The organism is Pseudomonas sp. GW458-11-26-14-LB4 (assembly GCF_059423925.1).
In genome coordinates, this window is sequence record NZ_JBWKYU010000005.1 from 135,545 (window position 1) to 158,091 (window position 22,547).

Below are 22,547 nucleotides of genomic sequence, written 5' to 3' on the forward strand. Positions count from 1 at the left end.
CGATGTACAACTCCGACCAGCAAGCCTCGCGCACCAACAGCGTGGCTGCGGCGATCAACCAGCTCGGCGCCGCCGCCCAGGAAATCGCCCGCAATGCCGCCCAGGCCTCGACCCAGGCCAGCGACGCCCGCGGCCTGGCTGAAGACGGCCAGCAAGTGGTGGAGCGCAGCATCAAGGCCATGAATCAGCTTTCGAGCATGCTCAGCGCATCGAGCAGCAATATCGAATCGCTGAACAGCAAGACCGTGAACATCGGCCAGATCCTGGAGGTGATCACCAGCATTTCCCAGCAGACCAACCTGCTGGCGCTCAACGCGGCCATCGAAGCGGCACGTGCCGGTGAAGCCGGTCGCGGCTTTGCGGTGGTGGCGGACGAGGTGCGCAACCTCGCCCACCGCACCCAGGAATCGGCGCAACAGGTACAAACCATGATCGAGGAGCTGCAAGTCGGCGCCCGCGAATCCGTGAGTACCATGAGCGACAGCCAGCGCCACAGCCAGGACAGCGTGGACATCGCCAACCTCGCCGGCGAACGCCTGAACAGCGTGACCCAGCGCATTGGTGAAATCGACGGGATGAACCAGTCGGTGGCCACCGCGACCGAGGAACAGACGGCTGTGGTCGAGTCGATCAACGTGGATATCACCGAGATCAATACGCTGAACCAGGAAGGTGTCGAAAACCTGCAGGCGACGTTGCGGGCTTGCTCGGATCTGGAGCAGCAGGCTTCGCGATTGAAGCAACTGGTTGGCAGCTTCCGCATTTAAAGCCGCTCTGCCGGTCGTCTTCGTCGTTCACAACTGTCCGACGAAGACGACCGACAATCCCTCCGAAACCGGCCTTGCACCCCACCGCGAAACCCCGACCGAACATCTATTCTTGATAAAGGTCAACCAAGGGAGATCAACGCGGAGGGACGTTCACCGTGCATATCGCCGACATCACCATGTTCTACGCCCCGGCCAGCGGTGGCGTGCGCACCTATCTGGATGCCAAGCACCGCCGGCTGGGAGTCAAGCCCGGCATCCGCCACAGCCTGCTGATTCCCGGCGCGCACTTGGGCGAACGCGATGGCGTCTACACGGTTCCCGCCCCCGCCCTGCCCTTCGGCAAGGGCTATCGCTTTCCCCTGCGCCTGGCTCCTTGGCGAAACGTCCTGCAGGATCTGCAGCCTGATCTGATCGAAGTTGGTGATCCGTACCTCACCGCATGGGCTGCGCTCGATGCGCGTCGACAACTCGATGTGCCAGTGATCGGCTTCTATCACTCGGATCTGCCGCTGCTGGTGGGCAACCGCATGGGCCACTGGGTCACGCCGAATGTCGACGCGTATGTGCGCAAGTTGTACGGCAATTTTGACCGGGTGCTGGCACCCAGCCAGGTGATGGCCGACAAGCTCAGCGGGTTGGGCGTGCGCAACGTCTTCGTGCAACCGCTGGGCGTTGATCTGCACACCTTCCACCCGGATGCCCGCGACGCCGGGTTGCGCAGCGAACTGGGGATCGCCGAGGACACGCGCCTGCTGATCTTCGCCGGTCGCGGTTCCAAGGAGAAAAACCTGCCGGTGCTGCTCGATTGCATGAAACGCCTGGGCCCCCGTTATCACCTGTTGCTGGTCGGCTCGTCGATGCCGGCTTCCGTCCCGGACAATGTCAGCGTGATCGACCGGTTCTGCCCGGCCGCGCAGGTCGCACGGCTGATGGCCAGTGCCGACGCGCTGATCCACGCCGGCGATCAGGAAACCTTCGGTCTGGTGATTCTGGAGGCCATGGCCTGCGGCATTCCGGTGGTGGCGGTGGCGGCCGGAGCGTTCGAAGAAATCGTCAGCGAATCCTGCGGCCTGCTCTGCGCGCCGAACAGTGCGCAAGCCATGGCCAATGCCGTGCGCGAACTGTTCAGTCGCGGGACTGGCGTACTCGGCCAGCAGGCACGCCAACATGTCGAACGGCATTACGCCTGGGACACGGTGGTCGACAGCCTGCTGAGCCATTACCACGCGGTACTCGGCGATTCGGTTCCTCGGGTGGCCAATGGCTGAATTTCACGAGCGCCCGGCGGTAATGCTGGTGCTGCATGACGTGGCGCCCTCCACGTGGGCCGATTATCGAGCGTTCGTCGAAGCCGTTGACCGGTTGGGCAACGTCCCGATGACGTGGCTGGTGGTTCCGGATTTCCATCGACGCGATGCACTTGAAGCCCATCCAGCGTTCTGTCGAAGGCTCGACGAGCGCGTCGCACGCGGCGATGAACTGGCCCTGCACGGCCATTTTCATGAAGACACCGAGCCCGGCCCGCGCACGGCGCGCGACTGGTTCATGCGCCGGGTCTACACCCATGAAGGCGAGTTCTACCAGTTGTCCCGGGAAGCCGCCCTCGCCCGCCTGCGCCCGGGCATCGATCTGTTTCGGCGCCACGACTGGCCGCTGCACGGTTTCGTCGCCCCGGCCTGGCTGATGAGCGACGGCACGCGCCAGGCATTGCGCGAATTGCCGCTGCGCTACACCAGCGATCCGCAGCATCTTTATCACTTGCCGGATTTCACCGCGGTCGAGGCCCCGGGACTGGTCTGGAGCGCACGCAGCGCCTGGCGTCGCGGCATGTCGAAGGTCATCAGCGAACAGCGAGAGCAGCGCTGGCGCCAGGCGCCAGTGATTCGTCTAGGCTTGCACCCGGTGGACATGCGCCACCGCTTTTCCCGGGATTACTGGTGGCGCACCCTTGAACGACTGCTCGCGGACGGACGTGTGCCCATGACCAAAATCGACTGGCTGACGCGCCAGCGCACTCAAGCCGAGCGTGCCGCTTGAGTCGCGGCATTCTGTTGCTGATCGGCCTGCTGGTGGCCGTGGCGGTGCCCGTCCTGCTCGGGGGCGGCGAGACCTGGGGGCGCCTGCAGGCGTTTCCGCTGCGCTGGCTGTTGATCATGTTCGCCATGGTTCTGCTGTGCTGGGGCATCAACACCTTGCGCCTGCGGCTGTTGCTCGGCGATCAGCGTGACCGGGTCACACCCCTCAAAAGCCTCGGGGTGGTGATGGCCGCCGAATTTGCCTGGTGCGCCACACCCGGCGGCAGCGGAGGACCGTTGACGATCATGGCGCTGCTGGCGCGCAGCGGCGTGCGTCCGGCCCGGGGCAGCGCCGTGTTTGCGATGGATCAGTTGAGCGATCTGCTGTTCTTTCTCTGCGCCCTGAGCGGAATTCTGATCTACGCGCTGTTCCAGCATCTCAGCGACCGTATGGAATGGCTGCTGATCGTCAGTGCCCTGTCGTTGACCGGCGGCCTGTTCAGTTGCGTGCTGGTCGCGCGTTATCACCGTCGCTTGATTCGCCTGAGCGGGCGCCTGCTGGCCGGGATGAACGTCGAACCGCGTACCCGACGGCGCTGGGCACGGCAGTTGCTGCACTTTCTTGCCGCTTTCACCGATGCGCTGAAATTACCGTGGCAGACATTGATCAAGGTGTTCGTCCTGACCTGCGTGCACTGGTCGCTGCGTTACAGCGTGCTGTATCTGGCGTTGCGCGGGCTGGGGACGGATGTGCAGTGGGCCTGGACGTTTCTGATCCAGATGCTTTCGCTGGGTGCGGGGCAATTCAGCCTGTTGCCGGGCGGTGCCGGTGCAGCGGAATTGACCTCGGCGGCGCTGTTGGCGCCGATGGTCGGCAAATCGACCGCGGCGGCGGCGATCCTGATCTGGCGGGTGGTGACGTATTACTTCTATCTGCTGGTCGGTGGCCCGGTGTTTCTATTGATGCTGGGCCGGCCGTTGCTGAAAAAACTGCTGAGCGTCAGACAGGCTTCCTGAGGTCATCCTCTTCGTCCTTGAGTTGTTCCCACAGTTCGGCAGCGCCAGGAAACTCCGTGCCATCCTCCGGGCTCAGGTCATCCGGGTCATAGCGGCTGAGGCAGCCCTCGCCGAGGGTGGCGGGCGCCTTGGAAGTGGCTTTGTCCAGTGGATCGCTCATCGGTAATGTCCTCAAGGTCCGTGGATCGTTCCCACGCTCTGCGTGGGAACGCAGCCCGGGACGCCCTGCGTCCCAAAGCAGACGCGGAGCGTCTGAAGAGGCATTCCCACGCAGAGCGTGGGAACGATCCTGAATCAGAACACCACGGTCTTGTTGCCGTGCACCAGCACGCGGTCTTCCAAGTGATAACGCAGACCACGGGCCAGCACCATCTTCTCGACGTCACGGCCGAAACGCACCATGTCTTCGATGCTGTCGCTGTGGCTGACACGCACCACGTCCTGCTCGATGATCGGTCCGGCGTCCAGCTCTTCGGTCACGTAGTGGCAGGTCGCACCGATCAGCTTCACGCCGCGCATCGAAGCCTGGTGGTACGGCTTGGCACCGACGAACGACGGCAGGAAGCTGTGGTGAATGTTGATGACCTTATGCGCGTATTCGCGGCACATGTCCGGCGGCAGGATCTGCATGTAGCGCGCCAGCACCACCACTTCGGCATCGTGCTGCTTGACCAGGCGAGACACTTCGTCGAAGGCCGGTTGCTTGTCCTGCGGATTGACCGGCACGTGGTAATAAGGAATGCCGTGCCACTCGACCATGCTGCGCAGGTCGTCGTGGTTGGAAATCACGCAGGAAATCTCGCAATCCAGTTCGTCGCTGTGCCAGCGGTGCAGCAGGTCAGCCAGGCAGTGGGATTCGCGGCTGGCCATCAGCACCACGCGTTTTTTCTGCTCGGTGTCGGTGATGCGCCAGTCCATCGAGAACTCTTCGGCGATCGGTGCAAACTTCTCGCGCAACACCTCGATACCGAAAGGCAGGGAATCGGCACGGATTTCGTGACGCATGAAGAACCAGCCGACCTGGTTATCCGAGTGGTGGCTCGCTTCGGTGATCCAGCCATTGTGGGCCGCCAGAAAGTTACTGACTTTGGCAACGATGCCAACGCGGTCCGGGCAAGAAATCACCAGCCGAAAAGTGCGCATGAGGGGGAAACTCCAGAACTTCGCAAAGGCGGCCATTCTAGCGACTGCGCGGAAAAACTGCAGTATTGATGACCCTCGAAGCCTCACGGCAGGCCGCCGCAGCTTTTTTGACGCCCTCAAACGCCAGAATGATGGCGCAGTAATAGCCATGCATGAACAGGCTTGTGTGAATATCTGTGAAGACTCCATCACATTATTTAACTGAACATTCAATTCACGGCTTTTCAACGTAACTAATTCAAATAAAAACCCCGGTTAAATGTTTACTTGATGAAACAGCCTGACTATTATTGCCGCACTGTCCCCTGCCATTGCGCACTCCCACATAAGGTAGTAATCATGTCCTTGATCAACGAATATCGCGCCACCGAAGAAGCTATCAAAGAGCTGCAAGCCCGTTTGAAGAACCTGTCGCAAGACGACAAACTGCAAGCCGAGCTGGAATTCGAAGGCAAACTGCGCACACTGATGGGCGAATATTCCAAATCCCTGCGCGACATCATCGCGCTGCTGGATCCAGAGTCCAAAACCAAAGCACCACGTGGCGGCGCAGCCAAAACTACCGGCACCAAGCGTGCTCGCAAAGTTAAACAATACAAAAACCCGCACAACGGCGAAGTCATCGAAACCAAAGGTGGCAACCACAAAACTCTGAAAGAGTGGAAAGCCAAGTGGGGCGGTGACGTGGTTGAAGGCTGGGCTACCCTGCTGGGCTAAGCCGCAACCCTTGTCGCAGAGCGCTTCTGTGACACAAAAAAACGCCAGCGAATGCTGGCGTTTTTTTATGCACGGCATTCAAGATGCCGGACATGTTCGATTTCAAAGATCCAAACGTTTGCGCAATGCCTGGACATAGTTCTGCCATTCAACCAACACCTCGGCCTGCATCGGCGCAGCACTAAGCAGCCATTGCTCCATGGCCTCGGCAAAAGATTGCAAGGTATTAGGGGCGCCCCACTCCGGCGCGGACAAGCGTTGCCGGCAAAAGATTTTCCAGCGTTCTTGCTCTTCGAAATTCAACGTATCGGGAAAGTTACGTGCTCGATATCGAAACAACAATTCAGGCAAACGTTCATCATCGAACGGCCATTGCTCTCGCGCCAATTGAGCAGGATCGGTCGTCCTCACTTGCTCACATAAACGACGATCGCGATCACCGATAAATCCGTCGTACAACTGTTGTTCGGGATCTTCACTCGAGGTGAAATCTTCGCTGGCATAAATCGCCGAGACTTTATCTTTCCAAACTTGTTGTGCGTCACTTAGTCGCAATGCACGCGCCTGATACAACGCCATGTCCAGACCCAGACGCTGCTGATCTTCAGCCCTCAGGACCGACAACGGCGCCACCACCGGGCACTTGTTGATGTGAATCAGCTTGAGCGGCACCGGCAACTCGCCTTCGGCCAGATCGTCACGCCGGGTATACAGGCGCTGGCGCAATGTTTCGGCATCCAGGTCGAGCAGGCCCTGCGGGTCCAGGTGCAGATCACAGACAATCAGCGCATTCTTGTTGCGCGGATGCCAGGCCAGTGGCAGCACCACGCCGACATAACTGCGCGCAGCGGAGAAACGACCGGAGATGTGCACCATCGGCTGCAACAGACGAATCTGGTCCATGACCTTCTGTTTGCTGCGCAACTGGAACAGCCAGTCATACAACTTCGGCTGCTTCTCGCGGATCAACCGGGCCAGGGCAATGGTGGCGCGTACGTCCGACAGGGCTTCGTGGGCATTGCCATGATCGATGTTGTTGGCGGCGGTCAGGCGTTCGAGCTTGAGCGTCACCTTGCCTTCGTCATCGGTCGGCCAGACCAGCCCGTCCGGGCGCAACGCATAGGCGGCTCGTACTACATCGATCAGGTCCCAGCGACTGTTGCCGCCCTGCCATTCACGGGCATAGGGATCGAAAAAGTTGCGGTACAGGCTGTAGCGGGTCATCTCGTCGTCGAAGCGCAGGGTGTTGTACCCAGCGCCGCAGGTGCCGGGAGCCGCGAGCTGAGCGTGAACCCGGGTCATGAAGTCGGCTTCGCTCAAACCTTGCTCGGCGAGACGACTCGGAGTGATGCCGGTGATTGCGCACGCCGCCGGGTGCGGCAGGATGTCTTCGCTGGGCTGGCAGTAGAGATTGACCGGCGCGTCGATTTCGTTGAGTTCGTGGTCGGTGCGGATCCCGGCCACCTGCAACGGGCGGTCGCATCGGGGATTGATGCCGGTGGTTTCGTAGTCGTACCAGAAAATGGAAGTCACGGGCGGTTCCTGAACTGAAGATCGGCAAAGTCTAGGCGTTCGACTGCGGTCGCGGCCAGCGCCGCATCATTCAGTCACCTTTGGTTGAAAGATGTGTATGACATAGTTATGTCGTTCCCCCCCGAGAGACTGCTAGCATCGGACGCACTTGCATCCCGATCCGGCAACATCAGGTAGCCCATGCTCGAGACCACAGCACCGCCAAGGAAAGCACCGCTGGCCCCGCCACTGGACACGCGGCACCAGGTCGAAACGCCGGAAGGCATCGACCTGCCGCTGCGCCCCGCCGGCCTGATGGTGCGTGCCGTGGCGTTCACCCTCGATCTGGGTTTGCGCGGGCTGATCCTGGGTCTGCTGCTCATGGTGCTGGCGTTGCTCGGCAAACTAGGCATCGGCCTCGGCTCACTGCTGCTGTTCGTGGTGAGCTGGTGGTACATGGTGTTGTTCGAGGTGCTGCGTCAGGGCCGCTCGCCGGGCAAGCAATGGATGGGCCTGCGGGTGGTGCACGACGACGGCACGCCGGTCGGCTGGTCGGCCTCGCTGCTGCGCAACCTGCTGCGTTTTGTCGACCTGATGCCGTTCGGCTATTTCCTCGGTGCGATCAGTTGCCTGCAACACCCGACCTTCAAACGCCTCGGCGACATCGCTGCCGGCACGCTGGTGATCTATAGCGAACGCCCGCTCAAGCGCCCGCAATTGCCCGATGCCGAACCCCGCCGCTCGCCGGTCCCGCTGACCCTGACTGAACAACGCGCCCTGCTCGCTTTCGCTGAGCGCCAAGGTGAACTGTCGACGGCGCGGGTCAACGAACTTGCTGCATTACTCGCCCAGCCACTGCACATCAGTGCGCCGAAAGCCGTCGGTGAACTCAACGGCATCGCGCGCGGCCTGCTGGGTCCGTCATGAAGCAAAGCCTTTTCGAAACTCGCCACAAGGCCGAATGGGAGCGTTTCACCCTCGCCCTCGAACGTCTGGAACGAGGCAAGGACACTTCGCAAGTCGCGGATTTTCCCAAGGCCTATCGCCGTCTCTGCCAGCATCTGGCGCTGGCGCAGGAACGTGGCTACAGCAGTTTTCTGGTCGACTCCTTGCAACAGCAAGTGCTGCGCGGCCATCAACAGCTTTACCGTCATCGCAGCCAGCTCGGCGCTAACGTGCTGGGTTTCATCCTCGCCGGCTTTCCACGGTTGGTGCGCGCCGAATGGCGCTTCGTGCTGGCCGCCGCCCTGTTGTTCTTCGGCAGCCTGGCCGGTTTCGGTTTGCTGGTTTTCCTGTTTCCGGAGCTGGTCTATAACCTGATCCCCGCCGATCAGGTGCGCGAAATGCAAAGCATGTACGACCCCGCCGCCGGCCATCTCGGGCGTTCGGCCGAACGCGCGGCGAGCGAAGACTGGGTGATGTTCGGCTACTACATCATGCACAACATCGGCATCGCCTTTCAGACCTTTGCCAGCGGTTTGCTGCTGGGGGTGGGCAGTGCGTTTTTCCTGTTCTACAACGGGCTGATCATCGGCGCGGTAGCCGGGCATCTCAGTGAGATCGGCTTTGGCCAGACCTTCTGGTCGTTCGTGATCGGGCACGGTGCGTTCGAACTCAGCGCCATCGCTTTGGCCGGTGCGGCGGGATTGAAACTGGGTTGGGCATTGATCGCGCCGGGACGCCTGACACGAATCGAAGCCCTGCAGATTGCGGCGCGCCAGAGCATCCTGCTGATCTGTGGCGTGATGCTGTTTCTGTTGATCGCTGCGTTTATCGAAGCCTACTGGTCGTCGCGCACCGGGGTTACGCCGCAGACCAAATACCTGGTCGGCGCCGGGCTCTGGCTCTGTGTGGCGTTCTATCTGCTGTTCGCCGGAAGGACCCGCCATGCGCCTGAGTGATGCGACCGTGGCGATCCGTCCGCGCACCACCTGGGAAGCCATGGACCTGGGCGTGCTCATGAGCCAGCAACATCGGCGCCTGCTGATGACCAGTTGGGCCATCGTCACACTGCCGCTTTTCGCGGTGCTCAGCCTGTTGTTTTGGGATTCGCCGTCACTCGCCGTGTTCATCTTCTGGTGGCTGAAACCGGCCTACGAACGCTTGCCGCTGTACATCCTGTCCAAGGCGCTGTTCGGCGAAACGCCCACCTTGAAGCAGACCTTGCGCCAATGGCCGCGCCTGCTCAAGCCGCAACTCATCGCCAGCCTGACCTGGCGCCGCTTCAGCCTGAGCCGCAGCTTCCTGCTGCCCGTGCTGCAACTCGAAGGCCTCGACGGCTCGGCCCGCCAGCAGCGTTTGCAGGTGTTGCTGCAACGCAATGCCGGCGCCGCGCAGTGGCTGACGATCATCGGCGTGCATCTGGAAACGGCGCTGTGGATCGGCCTGATGGTGTTGTTCTACCTGCTGCTGCCGCAACAGGTCGAAACCGATTGGGACTGGCAAAGCCTGATCTTCGCGGCCGACTACGAATGGCGCTGGCTGGAGCATCTGACCAATGCGTTCTATGCGCTTATCCTGGTGATCTGGGAGCCGGTGTATGTCGCCTGCGGGTTCAGCCTGTATCTGAACCGCCGCACCGTCCTCGAAGCCTGGGACATCGAACTGGTGTTTCGCCGTTTGCGCCAGCGTTTGAACAGCAGCGCAATCGGCTTGCTACTGGTGGCGTGTCTGCTGTTGCCGGGGTTGCCCTCAGCCTGGGCTGCCGACCCCGCCACTGCTCCGGATGCACCGCGTCTCTTGAACCAGCCGCTGACCAGCGAGGCGTCCCGCAACAGCATCAAGGCCTTGCTCGAACAGCCGCCGTTCAAGAACAAGGAAACCGTCACCCGTTATCGCTTCGGCGAAGATCCCGCTGCTGCCGAAAAACCCAAGGAAGGCGAAGCTCCGCCATGGCTGAAGACCCTGCTCGACTGGCTGGACGGCCGACACCTCGACGGCCTGGCCAAGGCGATTGAAGTCGTGCTGTGGGGCGCGGTGATCGCCGGAATTGGTTGGCTGGTCTGGCGTTATCGGGATTTTCTGCAAGCGTTCGTCGGCCGCCGCCCGCGCTTGCCCGAACAGACCAAAAGGCCCTTGCCACAACAAGCCTTCGGTCTGGATCTGCAAAAGGAAAGCCTGCCCGATGACATCGCCAGCCACGCGGAGCAACTCTGGCAAACCGAACCGCGTGCGGCACTGGGTCTGCTGTACCGGGCACTGCTCAGTCATCTATTGCACGACTTCAACCTGACCCTCAAACCCGCCGACACCGAAAACGAAGTGCTGGCCCGGATCGAACAATTGCAGCGACCGGACCTGCTCACTTATAGCCGTCATCTCACCGGCCACTGGCAGAACATGGCCTACGGGCACCGCGTACCGGCGGCGCATCTGCAACAGGAATTGTGTGATGGCTGGCGCACCCTGTTCGGCCACGGAGTTGCCCGTTGAGCCGGCGCACGCTCTGGCTTTTGGGTGGCGCGCTGATCGTCGCCCTGCTCGGTGCGCTGGGCATTTATCTGTACCTCAAAGCCACGCCTTACCAGGCCGAGGTCGATCACGGCCCGTCCCCCGCCGCACAAGCCAATCCCTATCTGGCGGCGGAGATGTTTCTGCGTGAACGCGGAATCGACGTCAGTCATGCCGAAAGCCTCGCCGTGTTGCCCGACATCGACCCGCGCCAGCACACGCTGCTGATGTTCAACGACCGCTCGAAAATGACCCCGCGCCAGGTCGATCAGGTTCTGAACTGGGCCCGGGCCGGCGGAAGGCTGGTGTTCGTCGCCGAATCGATCTGGGATGAGAAGACCGGACAGAGCAACGACCTGCTGCTCGACCGCGTGCAACTGCATCAATCCTTCACCAAGGATCTCAAGGGCACGCCACCGGATGCCGCCGAAGATCCTTACCCCAACCTGACCAAGCTCTATCTGGAAGACGAAGACGCGCCCGCCTATGCCGGGTTCGACACCGCGTTCCACCTCGACGACCCGAAAAACCTCGCCCAGGCCTGGGCCAACAGCGCGAAAGCCACGCACATGATGCAACTGGCTTTCGGCCTCGGCACGATCACCGTGGTCACCGATGCCGACCTGTGGAAAACCCCGGCGATTGCACAGCACGACAATGCCTGGCTGCTCTGGTACCTCAGCGCCGACACCGCCGTGACCTTGTTGTACAACACCGAACACGACGGTCTGTTGACCCTGCTCTGGCGCTATTTCCCGCAAGCCATCGTCGCCCTGTTGGCGCTGATCGGCCTGTGGCTGTGGCATGTCGGCGTGCGTCACGGACCGTTGCAAGCGCCGGCTCCGAGTGGTCGCCGGCAGTTGATGGAACACCTGCGCGCCAGTGCCGATTTCATCCTGCGTCACAACGGTCAACAGACCTTGCTGCAAGCGTTGCAGCAGGACGTCCTGCGCCGCGCCCGCCATCGTCATCCCGGTTTCGACCAACTGAACGTCGCCGAACAATGGCTGGTGCTGTCGCGCCTGACCCGCCAGCCGACCCGTGCCATCAGCCAGGCCCTGAGCCCGGCACCGAAGCGGCGTATGTCCAGCGCCGAATTCTGCCGTCAGGTCGCTCACCTGCAAGCCTTGAGGAACACGCTATGACCGAACACATCGAACCCGGCTCGCCCGGCCACGCGGCCCAGCAACGCCAGCGCGCGAGCCAGTTGGCGCAAGCGGTGCGCGGTGAATTGCAGAAGGCGCTGATCGGCCAGAACCCGGTGATCGACGACGTGCTGACCGCGCTGATCGCCGGCGGTCACGTGCTGCTCGAAGGCGTTCCCGGCCTCGGCAAAACCCTGTTGGTACGCGCCCTCGCTAAGTGCTTCGGCGGCGAGTTTGCACGTATCCAGTTCACCCCGGATCTGATGCCCAGCGACGTCACCGGCCACGCGGTCTACGACTTGCAGACCGAGCAGTTCAAACTGCGCAAAGGCCCGTTGTTCACCAACCTGCTGCTGGCCGACGAGATCAACCGCGCCCCGGCCAAGACGCAAGCCGCCCTGCTCGAAGCGATGCAGGAACGTCAGGTCACCCTCGAAGGCCGGGCCCTGCCGATCGCCCAGCCGTTCATGGTGCTCGCCACGCAGAACCCGATCGAACAGGAAGGCACTTACCCGCTGCCGGAAGCCGAACTCGATCGCTTCATGCTCAAGGTGCGCATGGATTATCCCGACGCCGATCAGGAGCTGGACATGGTGCGTCAGGTCAGCCGCTCGACCCGCGCCGATATGCTCGACGTGCAACCGCTGCGCACCGTGTTGCAGGCCAAGGATGTGCAAGCCCTGCAACGCATCGCCAGCGATCTGCCGCTGGACGAGCAGGTACTCGATTACGCCGTGCGCCTCGCCCGCAGCACCCGCACCTGGCCGGGGCTGACCCTCGGCGCCGGGCCACGTGCCTCCATTGCACTGGTGCGCTGCGCCCGCGCCCGAGCCCTGTTGCGCGGCGGTGAATTCGTGATTCCCGACGACATCAAGGGCTGCGCACTGGCGGTGTTGCGCCATCGCGTACGCCTTGCGCCGGAGCTGGACATCGAAGGGCTGCAAGTCGATCAAGTCCTTCAGCAACTGCTCGACCAAGTACCGGCGCCGCGCCTGTGAAACCCTCGCGCCTGCTGTTGATCTGGCTGGCGACCCTGCTGGTCATCGGCATTGTGCTGGGCGCGTTGCAGGCGCTGGACGTCGAGGTGCCATCGAGCCTGCTGTCGATCAACTGGGGATTGTTGCTGGCGCTGTTTGCGCTGAGCCTGCTGGACGCGCTGCGCCTCAAGCGCCTGCCCTCGCCCCGCGTGCAACGACAGATGCCCGGCAGCCTGGCCCTCGGTCGCTGGAGCGAAATCCGGCTGGAAGTCGAACACGACCTCGACCCACCACTGGCCATTCAACTCTTCGACCACGTACCCGACGGCCTCAGCCATGAAAACCTGCCGCTCTCCACCGAGCTGCAACCCGGCCAGCGTAGCCTGATCGGCTATCGCCTGCGCCCGCTCAAGCGCGGCTACTTCACTTTCGAAACCTGCGAACTCAACTTGCCGAGCCCCTTCGGCCTGTGGTCCGGCAAACGCCTGCTGAACATCACCGACCACACCCGCGTCTACCCCGACTTCGCCCGACTCTACGGCGGCCAATTGCTGGCGGTCGACAACTGGCTCAGCCAGCTCGGCGTACGCCAGCGCCAAGGCCGTGGCCAAGGGATGGAATTCCATCAACTGCGAGAATTTCGCGAAGGCGACAGCCTGCGCCAGATCGACTGGAAAGCCACCGCCCGCCACCGCACACCGATTGCCCGGGAATACGAAGACGAACGGGATCAACAGATCATTTTTATGCTCGACTGCGGGCGACAGATGCGCAGTCAGGACGGCGAGCTGTCGCATTTCGATCATGCGTTGAATGCGTGTCTGCTGTTGAGTTATGTGGCGCTGCGGCAGGGGGATGCGGTGGGCTTGTCCACCTTCGCCAGCGATCAGCCTCGGTTTATTGCACCGGTCAAAGGTACGGGGCAGCTCAAGGTGTTGCTCAACGGTGTTTATGATCTGGATAGCACGCGACGTTCGGCGGATTATCCGGCGGCGGTGGATCAGTTGTTGGCCAGGCAGAAGCGTCGGGCGCTGGTGGTGTTGGTGACTAATGTGCGGGATGAGGTTGATGAAGAGCTGCTGACTGCCATGACACAACTGGGCAGGCAACACCGCGTACTCATCGCCAGCCTGTACGAAGAAAGGCTCGAAGACGTGCGGCTGACTCCGGTTCAATCGCTGACGGAAGCGCTGGCCTATTGTGCAACGGTGGATTACTTGAACGGCACGGCAAGACTCCATGAGCAGTTGAGGATTCATGGAGTACCGATCATCAATGCCCGGCCCACCGAACTGGGCGCCGAGTTGGTGGCCCGATATCTGGCCTGGAAAAAAGGCGAGGCCTTGTGACTTCCGGATCAACGGTCCACAACAGGCACAGTCACCCCCTTGCTAACCGAAGTACCGCCGGGGTTTTCCAGGGTGACCCGAAGAGAAACCTGCTCAGAGGTTGAAGTCGGCGACCAGGAGTGCGAGTACTTGCCCTGATTGTCGGTGCTTGATTCCTGGCTTGGCTGTCCATTTCTGGAAACGAAGACTTTCCTGTTCGCCATAGGCTGGCGGGACCGCGTTGCCACAATCAGCGCGGTCATTGTGGTGTACGTGTTAACGAGCACCGGACTGATCGAAGCTGTCACAGACTCGATATCTGCATGGTCAGGAGAATCAAGCGGATCAAGAACCTCATAATTCAAAGTCCCGGATCCGCCAGATGTCTCCTGGACATAGGCAGCCAACTGATGCAAACCAATTTGCGCAGGCATCTCTTGCATCATTGCCAGTCCATTTTCATTGGTCATGGAGGTGCGCGACTGCGAAGTCGGGAAACGCCAAACCACCGGTACGCCTGGTGCAACTCCCCCGTGTCGCTCATAGCGCACTCGGGCCTGTGCTGTCATGGTCTCACCCAGCCAAAATCTGGTTTTGTCACTGGCCAGCTCTGCAACGACCAACTCATCCGGCGGGGCTGACAGTATCAGCGACTTCACATTGTTACCGGCCAGACCGCTTCGAACCGAAGCGATCAATCGCGTTTCACCGGGCACCCTCCAGAACTCGATCGTTGCCTTGCCTTGAGCATCAGTGAATGTCGAAGGCAATATTTGTTCACCCTGCCGCCAGCCCACCTCGATCCCTGACAGCGCCTTCTTGCTAAGAGCCGAAACCACGAAAACATGCGCCGACACTTTTTGCCCGGGATTTCCGCTCGACACATCAACGACCAAATCTTCAATCTGGCACGGTTCGTTCATTGAATAACGAAAGTCGACTGAAGCCGAATCAGCGCCACCGGCAACAGAAGCGGTGACGATACCTGGACCCGCGACTTCGGGAACAAAGCTGATCTGCGCAACCCCCCGATAGTTGGTGGAAGTCACCCGAGACTCCTGCTCCGACAACTCCCACCGGATCGGTAAACCTCTCATGGCCTTTCCGGTCAACACATGGGTTACGGTGACTTCAGCGTTCACTGTTGCTCCCCAATCAACGACCTCAAGAACACTACTGGTCGAGGTAATCCGGGCGACAAGGGCTCGACTTCCCAAAGACAGGGGCTGAACAGGAGAACGTTCCAGCAAGCGAAAGGCAGCCAACTGCAAAGACACACTGGCGTCCTTCACATCTGCATCCTTGAGCTCAAAATCCAGCCCCCGCTCATCCAGCGTGTGGAATTCACCCAACACCCGATTGAATTCGAGCCCGACCTCACTCCGGCCGGGATTAACCAGACCCAGCGCTAACTTTTGATCAAGCAAGGGGCTGCCATCCCTCGCAAAAAGCCGGAAACCGAAGGCCTCACCGCGTCTCGGAAACAACGCGTTGGCTGCCCACACATACCGCTGTGAAGCGCTCACGGAAACATCCGGATCCAGATCCAGATCCAGATCCAGATCCAGCCAGGGATCCGTTGCCAGGGCAGTGAGCTGCGTCCGGGTTTCCGCCGTTGACCCATCGTAAGGATTCGAAGCAACAGCAGTGATGAAGCTTATACCGGCCTGACTCGGCAGTGCATCGTGCCGCGCCCAGCCATCGGCATCTGTCCGTAAGGAAACCGGCCCGGCACTCCCGGTCTGCACCGCGATTTCTGCCCCCTTGACCGGCTGATCATTGAACGCCGAGCCCAAGCGAAACTCGACCCTGGCACGCTCGCCCTTGCTCATGACGGGATCAATGGCAGGACCGCGCGTGGCCAGAATCTTGAGTTTGTGATGGCCCAACTTCAATTGAGTCTGCGCCGTCAGCGACTCTCCATCGATCATGATGGTAGCGGTCTGAGTCATCTCGACATCGGCTGTGCTGTTGGTGAAATCCAGTTGCCTGCGCGCACCACCCGCCGTCATGACGACATCCTCAGTCAGTGGTGGGTTGACCTCCATTCCCGGTGCCAAGGGTGTGATGGCCATTTTCACAGGCAGCCCATGCAGTGCGCTGATCCCATATGGCATATACATCGACTGGTGAGACGTCCACAGGCAGGGATACAACCTGTCGTTACCCGGTTCAGCTGAAACATGATCAAGCATCGCCCGGACCTCACTGGCGAGATCGGCGGCCAGCAGCCGCAAGGGAAACTCGCACTTTTCCGGCAAATGGGAACTGCTGAACGCCAATGTCGAGAACCCGCTGAGATCGGTGCCCGAGGTGATGTGCCACTCAAGGCCGAAAATAGTCATGACCCGAGGAACATCGACTTGCGGGTCCAGCTGAAACCCCGGTAAAGGGGGCGTATTTGCATTCCAGTGCAGTGCAATCGACTTGCCGATAAAGTTGCTGTTCGCAACGGGATCAATCCGCAGCTTGTGCACTCTGCCACGCCGACAGACCACACCCTGAATCAGTCGATCAATCGGTTTCCCGTCCAAAGAGAAGTTGACCTGCTCTTTCCATGCGCTGGTGGGCAAAGCTTTGACGGCGAATGAATGTTCATCCACTGGCGCGTCTTCGTGGCGCTGTACCCGCGCGACGATATTCTGGTCACCGGCATTGGCGGGCAAGTAATCCACGCTTGCCCAGCCATCCACGCCCGTGAGGGATGTGACTGTACCCTTCGGTGTTTCAAACTCGACTTTTACGTTACTGACAGGCTGTCTGTCGCCCTTTTGCACATTCACCATGCAGGTGACGATTTCGCTTTCGTCCACCATCGGCAACTTGTTCGGCCCCCAGGTCTTGCCGATCTCGACTCTGTTGTAAGCCAGCGACAGGGCATTGCCTGGCGATAAATGCTGCAACCTGGAACAACCGAGAACCCAATCAAACAGGCCGTCGCGCTTGTCCTCGAAGGTCGTTGTCCAGAGGACTGTACCGTCAACTACAGGCGCAGGAGCCCCGAAGTTCGGTTGAGCGGTTGCTCCGACGTCCTCTTGTGAATCACCATTTGCCCAGATCAGGAAAAAGTTGGCGGCAATCAGAGGATGCTCCGCAGTAATATCCAGATTGACAGGGAATGACTCACCGCGTTCCGGATAGCGGGTCTTCTCCCCCCAGACGGCCGCTGCCCCACCATCGAACCGAGCCTGTAAGGTTTTGAACGGATCGATAGCAAACGCCCGAACTTCGAAGATATGCGTCGCTTCGCCATCGTCGGACAAAGGGCTGGCAACCGAGGCGATAACCCTGCTCACCCCCTCCTCGGTTGGCGTGCACAGATAGGTCGCTCGACCTTGAGCATCGGTGGGTGCCCGGTGCAAAACCTTCCCGGCCTTATCCTCTGCCCGCCAGACCACCTCACTCGCTACCGGTGCCTGGGTATAGAAGGATCTGACCTGAACCTGCAGCTCCACCGATTGGTTGTACTCGATGACCGGGTACGTCTCGGCCTGTTTGAGTACGAACAGCTCCAAGAGGTGATGCCCCCAGGAAACCAATAGCGGATACGCTGGCGCCGAGTATTTGCTGTAAATCTTCGCCTCCAGCTCATAAGGTTCTTTGCCTGACGGCTGCGGACAATCCAGCAGCCAGTCCAGACTGATGAGCTGAGATGTTCCCAACTCGGGCTCGGCGGTAATGGCCTCCAGCGGGTTATCTTCAATCCACAGGCTGGCCTCGAGATTTTTCCAGACACTCTGCGGATCAACCTTAAACAAAACCCTGTGATGTTGATCCCCGGTAGCCCCCAGGCAGATCGGCACAACGTTGCCCGCGTCGAAACGTTTGCCATCAATGAGAACAACGGCCCCCCCCCAACTTCGGAAGATTCAGCTTTATCTCTATCCCGGTCAGACGAATTTCCACAGAGCTGGGTTCGCCCACACCCCTTGCCGGGCTGCTCAAATTAATCTCCAGCTCATCACCCGCTTGTAAATCCAGGCTGTCCGGCAAATCCTTGCGCATCTCGGTCAGATCAATCGCCAAAGGATCGACATCCTGCAACCCTGTCTTCACCGGCAATTCGATTTCGAACTTTTCGTCACTCCCCCTCTTGTTTACAACCACTAGCCCGGGCGATGACAAATAGGTGGTGTCGTAAAGAAGACGCAGGCCATAACGGACCTCCGCCTGCTGTCCGATCGGCACGATCATCCTTTGCCGAACCGCCGCGCGGTGGGTTAGCGCCATGTACGATACGTTACCGTCGTTCCGGATTTCGACGCCCCCCGGATTGGCCACATCGTCCCAGTGGTCATAGCCCTCAGTCATGTCGCCGTTCATCACGAAATTGTGATCCGTGTCGATGTCGATTTCGTTCATGATTGAGTCCTCTTGGCCTCGACCTTGCGCTCAGCTTCGTTCACCAGTTCCTGCACTTTTCTGGAAAAAGCCAGATCCCCGACCTTGGCGGTGTAAAACACCTTGATCAGGATATCGGTCAGCGATGACAGCATCGGCTTTTGGTTCAAATGCCAGGGAAATACGATCCGCCAGCGCGAAACGACACCGGTGTTTTCGAACGGCAGGGTCATGCCTTCGTCAGCTCTGAGTGATACCACACCGGTATCATCCAGCCCGGTGGACAGGGAAACCTGCTGCCCACTGCTCAGGTTGATCAGCACATCGACAGGCGCAACGCCTCCACCGGAGTGCAGATATTCCAAAGACTCGATCGACGGTTTTGTAGCGATATAGCTGCCGACCTGTATCAGTTTCACCACCACATTTTCGAAGGGCCCGGTGAGCACCGGCAGACTGACTTCGACACGAGAAATCTGGCGGCAGTAATGATCGTGGTAGTCGCGATCGAACAGTAGCTGGATCAGCTCGAAATCCAGTGCGCCCGTTGCCAGCAAGTGGTCCAGCGCATCAGTCCAGTTGTCAAAACCCTTTGGCCGGGTCGCCGGATCATTGAACAATCGTTGTAGTGAAACGGTCTTGACGATCTCCTGGCGTCGCTCATTGCGTTGCAGATATTCCGACCGCATTCGCAACAAACCGGCCTGCAATGTCGCGCCAGCCGTCAAGCCGCGCCGCTGGTCGCTCCAGACATCGGTGTTCAGTTGATAGGCATCGAACTCACAGGTTTCCGCCCGCAAGGCTGTCTGGGCACTCCGGCACAGAGCAACAGCGGCGTCATACGCCTGAAAGTGCAAGGTCTGCAGTTGCCCCATCAACCACTGGTAAAGCTCCAGATTGGTCGCCCGGGTCTGCAGGAACTCGAACAGTCTGAGCGCCTGGCTATTCGCGGCAAGGGTGTGTTCCAGATTGATCCTTGCTGCATTGATGGCCCGTTCCTGACCTGCAATCTGGGCACTGATCGCATTCTTTTCAGTATTGGCCTGTTTACGCAGCAACCACCAATCCTCTCGGCGACGACGATAGCTTTCGGAGGTGGCCGTCTTGTCGGCACTGGCGCGCTGCACGTCTGCGGCCATCCGAAAACCAAATCCCACGGCACTGACCAGATAAGCCGGCTCATGATTGCCATTGGACAATCCAAAGATTTTGGGGAACGCATGGATTACCGCTGCCCCCATCTCAAAGCCAGTGGCCAGAGAAGCGAGGCCCGAAGCGGCTTCAACATGCTCCATGACTTTGAACTCATCGGGAGAAATGTGCTTGTCGTACAGATCGGCGTAGTGCAGCTCTCGCTCTTCGGCCATGGTTCTGCTGTGCTGCAACGCCGTAAGGCCCTCGACCTCACGTGCTATGGATTCTTCCTGTGCCCGACGAGCGAATTCGCCAAGCTCAGTCAAATGGCGTTGCTGCAACGTCTCCTGCTGGACACGATCCTGCTGCTCAAGCAGACGCTGTACTTCGTTCCCCAGCTCCTGCAGGTACTGCACCATCTGCAACGCTGCATTGAACAGTACGTCCCAGCGATAGACCGCAACTCGCAACTGTCCACCCATCGGTCGCACCGGTCCCGCCTTACCGGCTGCCAGGCGATTCAACAACTCACTTGGATCCATGGCGGTAAAAAGAGGGATGGATGCAAGCTTGCCGTCGATTGTCCGACCATGGCGAATGTTGTCGATACGCTGATCAGGCAGGTCAAAGAACGTCAGCAAACGCGGGCTGACCGGTATATTGAAAGAACGCGTGCCGTACACACCCAAATACTGAGTACGCGCAGCCCTGACCGGTAAATCCTCTGTTCGCAGCTGCAATGTCGTTTCAAACTCCGCGAGGGCCGGTCGGGTCTGCATCTCTCCCACAAGTTCACCAAGTTCCTTTGCAACCCAGCGATTGACGCTACGGGTATCCGGCCTGGCTCCCATCAGCGATCGGGCCCGGACATACTGCAGCTTGGCGGCCGTCAGGCTGTCCCGCGTCATCTGGCGATAGAGCCAGTCACCCCAGGCGATGAGGTTGTTCACATACTCGAGGAAAATCACGACCTTGTAATGCCAGGGCGATGAATAGGCGATGGCATCCGGATCCCCCGGTGCGAAGACTTCATAGCAATAGCAGATGTCGGGCTTTTCCACGTCCAGAGGCCGGCAATGCCAGTATTGCGGCCTTGCCGGGGTATCACCCTGCGCCGGTTTAGCGGGCGACTGCGGCTCGAATATGAAATGCAGCCAGCGCTGGGCCGCCTCAAAACGGTTCTCGTCACGCAGCCGGACGGCAATCAGATGTGGCAGGTGAAAAAACAGCTCCCAGAAAAACAGACCATTGGCACCATCGAACGGACCGTTCGGCTCGACCTGGCTTTCGGGCAAAGGCGGCTCCTTCGGAAACTGCGTCGCCCAGTCCAGCAACACGCCGATCGATACACTGGAGCGCAACACCAGTTCGTGACCGATCAACGTATTGAGCCGGACGTATTTCAACTTCAGAACGTTTGCCGGTTGGTTGAAGGCCAGAAACTGGGCGCCCTGCGCATCGGTGTCATGGATGTACGGTAGAGGTCCATGATCACCGAGCGTGGCGGGGACTGTCAGGACGAGGGTTCGCTCACCGTAGTCTGCGGCGCCTGTCAGTTTCACGGTGAGCGTGCTGCTGTTGAACCCTGTTCGCTTGATCTCCTGCCATTTCGTTGCCCATCCACCGGAACTCGAGTAACTGGCAGTAACTGGGTCCGGGTCACCACCAGTGGTGAATTCGACTTTCAGCGTGAACTCAACGTTCGTGCCACCGCCACGTGAGACATGGGCACAATGCCCCTGAACCCAGAGCGAGTGCTCAGTAGCGCTGTTACGCACGATATAAGCCTTGATCCCCAGGTACTCGGCCAGCGTGCCGGGCTTGGTGATCTCACTGTCAACGGCCGGAAACAGCTTCGGCTGCATCTTTTGCTGAAGCGTACGGCGCTCGACAAACAGGTGATTGGCCAGGTAATCCATGACCGCCGTTTCGTCCTTCACTTTGCGAAACAGCGAGTCACGGGTTTCATAGATAGCGACAGACACCACAGACGACGTACCGACTTTGGGCTCGGCATTGGTCACATGTACCGCCAGCCTGCCCTTGGGATACGAGGTATCGATCTCGTCGCGCAAAATTACCGCGACCAGCCGGCAACCCTTCGAAACGTCCTTGTCCGTCTGCAGCAGATGCAAGCGAATGGGTGGCGACCAGCTGTCGTCCAGCGCGATGAACGCCACCATGACTTCCAGCTCATGGAGGCTTTGCAGTTGACCCGCGTTATCGAAAACACCCGGGCGCCATTGGACCCAGACCATGCACGCCCGGCCTTCCCAAAAGACCATCCGACAATCCAGCACAGTGTCATCGGTGGGAATGTCGGCAGATTTCCATTCTCGCCAGTCAGTCGGGTTGACCGATGGCGAGTCGAAGGCGAGTTTGATGTTCGCTTCACGCCAGAACCAGCCAAAAGGTGCAACACGTTGCCTGCCCACCAGGTAATAATGCGTCTCCAGCGGATTGGCCCCATCCAGATAACCGGTCTTGACGTTCAGATTGCACGTTTCTTCAAAGCTGCGCAGGTAGCGCTGAGCGCCCTTGAGCACCGAATCGTCAGTGATCGAGGTCTGATTCACATAACTCTCAAGAGCCCTGAACAAACCGGTTTTGCGGATGCGCACATAAGGCGTGATGTAATCCTCAGGTGTGCACAACAGCAGCATGCTTGCCGACCACGACCCGTAACTGCTGGCGAGATCCCACTCTTGCAGAAGGTCAGGATCGAACTCCCGCCCGTCGTACCCCGGTTCAAATTTCTGCAACACCGCAAAAAGGTAGGACTGCAAACAGCTCCTGGCCTCCGCCACCCACGAGGTTTCAATTTCGTCGCTGTCCAGCGGATCGGTGCGCAGCCATTCCCAGAGGTCATCCGCCGATTGGGTATTCATCGGAAAGGGATGACTGGCCTTGTCATGTTTTGCGTGAAGACAGAAATCAATCAACGCATTGCGACGCAGGGCTGACAGCTCACCTGAAGTTTTGTTGAGCATCACCATCT

17 protein-coding genes are annotated in these 22,547 nt (G+C 59.9%); 11 read left to right on the top strand and 6 right to left on the bottom strand.

All coding sequences use genetic code 11. From position 1 onward, the window contains the following. Nucleotides 1-2 precede the first annotated feature (2 nt). From AC07XZ_RS08895 to gpgF, 4 genes are all read left to right on the top strand, one after another. Nucleotides 3-767 carry a methyl-accepting chemotaxis protein gene (locus AC07XZ_RS08895; RefSeq protein ID WP_371855245.1) on the top strand — a complete coding sequence of 255 codons (765 nt, stop codon included), beginning with the start codon at nucleotides 3-5 and terminating at the stop codon, nucleotides 765-767. Nucleotides 768-925: 158 nt separating this feature from the next. Next, on the top strand, nucleotides 926-2,038 hold the full coding sequence (gpgS, locus tag AC07XZ_RS08900; RefSeq protein ID WP_085745215.1) for an N-acetylglucosaminyl phosphatidylglycerol synthase: 1,113 nt from the start codon (nucleotides 926-928) through the stop codon (nucleotides 2,036-2,038). Then, complete coding sequence (gene gpgD / locus AC07XZ_RS08905; protein WP_085745216.1) at nucleotides 2,031-2,807, top strand: N-acetylglucosaminyl phosphatidylglycerol deacetylase; 777 nt, start codon at nucleotides 2,031-2,033, stop codon at nucleotides 2,805-2,807. The genes gpgS and gpgD overlap by 8 nt, the downstream gene beginning before the upstream one ends. Further along, nucleotides 2,804-3,802, top strand: a complete 999-nt coding sequence (gene gpgF / locus AC07XZ_RS08910) for a glucosaminyl phosphatidylglycerol flippase (protein ID WP_085745217.1) — start codon at nucleotides 2,804-2,806, stop codon at nucleotides 3,800-3,802. Before gpgD ends, gpgF begins: the two co-directional genes overlap by 4 nt. On the opposite strand, the gene AC07XZ_RS08915 is transcribed toward gpgF, so the two are convergent. Then, on the bottom strand, nucleotides 3,786-3,962 hold the full coding sequence (locus AC07XZ_RS08915; protein ID WP_164872161.1) for a hypothetical protein: 177 nt from the start codon (nucleotides 3,960-3,962) through the stop codon (nucleotides 3,786-3,788). The genes gpgF and AC07XZ_RS08915 overlap by 17 nt on opposite strands. A 134-nt stretch (nucleotides 3,963-4,096) precedes the next feature. Next, a complete protein-coding gene (gene purU / locus AC07XZ_RS08920) occupies nucleotides 4,097-4,945 on the bottom strand; it encodes a formyltetrahydrofolate deformylase (RefSeq protein ID WP_011335666.1) in 849 nt (282 codons plus the stop codon). A 339-nt stretch (nucleotides 4,946-5,284) separates the two neighbouring features. Here purU and mvaT point away from each other — a divergent pair, with 339 nt between their 5' ends. After that, nucleotides 5,285-5,662, top strand: a complete 378-nt coding sequence (gene mvaT, locus AC07XZ_RS08925; RefSeq protein ID WP_007951234.1) for a histone-like nucleoid-structuring protein MvaT — start codon at nucleotides 5,285-5,287, stop codon at nucleotides 5,660-5,662. A 102-nt stretch (nucleotides 5,663-5,764) separates the two neighbouring features. On the opposite strand, the gene sbcB is transcribed toward mvaT, so the two are convergent. Continuing rightward, nucleotides 5,765-7,195, bottom strand: a complete 1,431-nt coding sequence (gene sbcB, locus AC07XZ_RS08930) for an exodeoxyribonuclease I (RefSeq protein WP_102687244.1) — start codon at nucleotides 7,193-7,195, stop codon at nucleotides 5,765-5,767. Nucleotides 7,196-7,375: 180 nt separating this feature from the next. Between sbcB and AC07XZ_RS08935 the strand changes: the two genes are divergently transcribed. Genes AC07XZ_RS08935 through AC07XZ_RS08960 form a run of 6 tightly spaced genes read left to right on the top strand, consistent with a single transcriptional unit; the run spans nucleotide 7,376 to nucleotide 14,095 of the window. Then, nucleotides 7,376-8,101 carry an RDD family protein gene (locus AC07XZ_RS08935; protein WP_102687243.1) on the top strand — a complete coding sequence of 242 codons (726 nt, stop codon included), beginning with the start codon at nucleotides 7,376-7,378 and terminating at the stop codon, nucleotides 8,099-8,101. Beyond that, nucleotides 8,098-9,075, top strand: a complete 978-nt coding sequence (locus AC07XZ_RS08940; protein ID WP_102687242.1) for a stage II sporulation protein M — start codon at nucleotides 8,098-8,100, stop codon at nucleotides 9,073-9,075. The genes AC07XZ_RS08935 and AC07XZ_RS08940 overlap by 4 nt, the downstream gene beginning before the upstream one ends. Then, a complete protein-coding gene (locus AC07XZ_RS08945; protein WP_102687241.1) occupies nucleotides 9,062-10,606 on the top strand; it encodes a DUF4129 domain-containing protein in 1,545 nt (514 codons plus the stop codon). The genes AC07XZ_RS08940 and AC07XZ_RS08945 overlap by 14 nt, the downstream gene beginning before the upstream one ends. Continuing rightward, nucleotides 10,603-11,769 (top strand): DUF4350 domain-containing protein, encoded by a 1,167-nt coding sequence (locus tag AC07XZ_RS08950; RefSeq protein ID WP_102687240.1) that lies wholly within the window; start codon nucleotides 10,603-10,605, stop codon nucleotides 11,767-11,769. Before AC07XZ_RS08945 ends, AC07XZ_RS08950 begins: the two co-directional genes overlap by 4 nt. Next, nucleotides 11,766-12,767 carry an AAA family ATPase gene (locus tag AC07XZ_RS08955; RefSeq protein ID WP_102687239.1) on the top strand — a complete coding sequence of 334 codons (1,002 nt, stop codon included), beginning with the start codon at nucleotides 11,766-11,768 and terminating at the stop codon, nucleotides 12,765-12,767. The genes AC07XZ_RS08950 and AC07XZ_RS08955 overlap by 4 nt, the downstream gene beginning before the upstream one ends. Continuing rightward, a complete protein-coding gene (locus AC07XZ_RS08960) occupies nucleotides 12,764-14,095 on the top strand; it encodes a DUF58 domain-containing protein (protein WP_102687238.1) in 1,332 nt (443 codons plus the stop codon). The genes AC07XZ_RS08955 and AC07XZ_RS08960 overlap by 4 nt, the downstream gene beginning before the upstream one ends. A gap of 8 nt (nucleotides 14,096-14,103) precedes the next feature. On the opposite strand, the gene AC07XZ_RS08965 is transcribed toward AC07XZ_RS08960, so the two are convergent. From AC07XZ_RS08965 to AC07XZ_RS08975, 3 genes are read right to left on the bottom strand one after another with little or no spacing between them, the layout of a single operon-like run. After that, a complete protein-coding gene (locus tag AC07XZ_RS08965) occupies nucleotides 14,104-17,877 on the bottom strand; it encodes an alpha-2-macroglobulin family protein (protein ID WP_102719542.1) in 3,774 nt (1,257 codons plus the stop codon). A gap of 28 nt (nucleotides 17,878-17,905) precedes the next feature. Further along, nucleotides 17,906-18,436: a hypothetical protein gene (locus AC07XZ_RS08970; RefSeq protein ID WP_494990439.1), complete on the bottom strand. Its 531-nt coding sequence runs from the start codon at nucleotides 18,434-18,436 to the stop codon at nucleotides 17,906-17,908. Next, nucleotides 18,433-22,539: a Tc toxin subunit A-related protein gene (locus tag AC07XZ_RS08975; RefSeq protein ID WP_102687234.1), complete on the bottom strand. Its 4,107-nt coding sequence runs from the start codon at nucleotides 22,537-22,539 to the stop codon at nucleotides 18,433-18,435. Before AC07XZ_RS08975 ends, AC07XZ_RS08970 begins: the two co-directional genes overlap by 4 nt. Nucleotides 22,540-22,547: the final 8 nt, after the last annotated feature.